This is a genomic window from Pedobacter frigidisoli (assembly GCF_004331675.1).
Taxonomy (GTDB): domain Bacteria; phylum Bacteroidota; class Bacteroidia; order Sphingobacteriales; family Sphingobacteriaceae; genus Pedobacter; species Pedobacter frigidisoli.
The window spans coordinates 1-2,303 of sequence record NZ_SJSN01000049.1 but is presented as its reverse complement, the minus strand read 5'-3'; the positions used below and the strand labels follow the sequence as shown (position 1 = coordinate 2,303).

3 protein-coding genes are annotated in these 2,303 nt (G+C 44.5%); all 3 read right to left on the bottom strand.

All coding sequences use genetic code 11. From position 1 onward, the window contains the following. Positions 1–28 precede the first annotated feature (28 nt). The 3 genes from tnpC to tnpA are packed head-to-tail and all read right to left on the bottom strand — an operon-like array spanning position 29 to position 2,234. On the bottom strand, positions 29–1,564 hold the full coding sequence (gene tnpC / locus EZ449_RS22405; protein WP_131563112.1) for an IS66 family transposase: 1,536 nt from the start codon (positions 1,562–1,564) through the stop codon (positions 29–31). A 50-nt stretch (positions 1,565–1,614) separates the two neighbouring features. Continuing rightward, positions 1,615–1,953 carry an IS66 family insertion sequence element accessory protein TnpB gene (gene tnpB, locus EZ449_RS23595; RefSeq protein ID WP_131563111.1) on the bottom strand — a complete coding sequence of 113 codons (339 nt, stop codon included), beginning with the start codon at positions 1,951–1,953 and terminating at the stop codon, positions 1,615–1,617. A gap of 2 nt (positions 1,954–1,955) precedes the next feature. Beyond that, complete coding sequence (gene tnpA / locus EZ449_RS22395) at positions 1,956–2,234, bottom strand: IS66 family insertion sequence element accessory protein TnpA (RefSeq protein ID WP_131563109.1); 279 nt, start codon at positions 2,232–2,234, stop codon at positions 1,956–1,958. Between the last annotated feature and the right edge of the window lie 69 nt (positions 2,235–2,303).

Sequence of the window (2,303 nt, the reverse complement as noted above, 5' to 3'; positions counted from 1 at the left end):
GTATGCAGCCTATAAAGTGCATATTTGATTATCCACCTATATTTTTAAAGTTCTGTGGATACAGGTCCTTAATTTTCTTGTGGTTTATTGACATTATATTTTCCAGTGTGTATTTAAGCCACTTGTATGGATTCACCTGATGCTTYTTGCAGATCGCAAAGAAAGAATAGATCATTGCTGATCTTTGCGCYGCTTCGTGGCTTCCKGCRAAGAGATAGTTTTTCCTGCCCAGGCTCACCGGTCTTATTGCATTTTCTACCAGGTTGTTGTCGATTTGAAGGCTGCCATCATAAAGGTATGCRCTTARGGCATCCCATCTTGCRTAAGCRTAGGCCATTGCCTTGCCAATCTGGCTTTTGGGCAATGTTATCTTGATTTCYTCAAAGATCCATTTGCCGATATCATTCAACATAGGTAAGGATTTYTCAAGGCGGAGTTCTTTTGCCTGATCTGCAGWYAAACCTTKTTCTCTGATTTCCCGTTCTACAGCATATAGCTTCTGGATCATCAATAAGGCCTTTTCAGCTCTTGGTTTATCATTATCAAGCGCTTTTTCAAACTCACGGCGGGCATGGGCCCAGCACGCCAGATGTATTATATCCCTGCTTTGTGCATACTTTTGGTAAACGGCATACCCATCAGTCTGGAGATAGCCCTTGAAGTTGCCCAGGATTGGTACGGGCGCACTACTCCCACGGGTAGGACTGTAATCAAATAGCACGGTTCCATCCAAGGGAGAATGGTAGACCCAATAGTAGCCCTGGTGGCAAGCGCCTTTTTTGTCACTGTCCAATACCTTTATCGGTGTTTCATCAACCTGCAGATAGCCTTTAGCCTTTATGTCGAAAACGAGTTGATGGTAGAGTGGTTCCAGCTTTTCGAGTGCCTGTTTTGTCCAGCCCTCGATTGTGGAAGAAGGGATCTGGATATTCTCCCTGGCGAAGCGCTGTTTCTGCCGGTAAAGTGGGAGGTGATCTACGTATTTATCGGTGACTATTGATGCCAATAACCCAGCTCCCGGTATTCCCTTATCTATGACCCGTTYGGGCAGTTCTGCAATACTTACTCCATCCCCGTTTTTTCCTGCGTATTTGTAGCGGATATAACGCTTGATGAAAAAGCGTGCTGGCTCGCACTCAAGTTCCTCTGTAATCTCTTTGCCAATACATACCATTCCTGTGAGATCCCCCTGTGGATGGATCTCAATCTCCTCTACGGGAAGGTGGGATGGTAACTTTGCGCGTCCGTGGTGATTGGGGCGCTTGCGCACATATTCTATCTTTTGTTTGACCTCTTCCTGCTGTATCAGTACATCCTGAACAGGAGCTTCAAAGGGAAGCATTGCCTGATTTGGATCACCCTCAAAGCGTTCACGCTTCTGCCCGAACTGCATGCGCTTATACATCGCAATCTGTGCTTTCAGGTAGTCTACTTCCTCACCCAGTCCCGAGATGGTACTGTGGTGTCCAAGGATAACTTTATCACGCTCGGAAATAGCTTGGTCACGGGCAGAAATGATCTTTAAAAGATCTTCCTTTGATAGATTTTCCAGTGCCGTTTCCATATCCTAAAAATACGAAAAAGCCATCGCTTAGGCAAGTAAAAAGCGCTTTTTTACACTAATGAATACCGTTTTTTGGTTATACTTCTTACTACATGTATACCTTCGATCATTAATACCAGATCGCTCCAGGATACAAGATTGCCATCTTTGGAGGSCCGGTAAAAACTACCGCTTTCAAGTCGCTTGTAATACAATACGAAACCTCCGTGCTCCCAGTGAAGAAGCTTGATGAGTGTGCCATTTTTGTTAAGAAAAATGAACACGTCCCCATTGGTGGGCGAAACACCGAGCTCAGAGCTGACCAGCCCGCAGAGCCCGTCAAAACTTTTGCGCATGTCACACTCGCCCTTGTAAAGATGATAGACATGAGAGGAACTTAAAGAAAACATGGCTAGTAAAGTCTTATCAGATTTGAGAGCGTTTTAAGATCATCACTGGATGCCTTAACGATTACCCCGTTTGGATAGACAACATCGATAAGTGTTGGTGTGATAACAGTTGTGGCAGTAACCCTGACAAAGTTAGAAACAGCCCTTTTCCGTTTGTTGCGGGATACCCAATTGGCAAAAGTGGTGCGTTTTACCCCAAGGGTCTTACAATATTCCTGCTGGGTCATGCCACTTACACGCCAAGCCTCAACGGCTAACATTTTTTCTTCTGATGTTTTCATGAATTTATTTTTTTTCAAAGAAAAACATCTGGAGGGTCAATTAAAATATGGACTTCGTAGGCTGCTTAC

Coding starts and splice junctions, on each gene's coding strand:
- tnpA (WP_131563109.1), bottom strand. CDS start 2,234: ATGAAAACATCAGAAGAAAAAATGTTAGCCGTTGAGGCTTGGCGTGTA.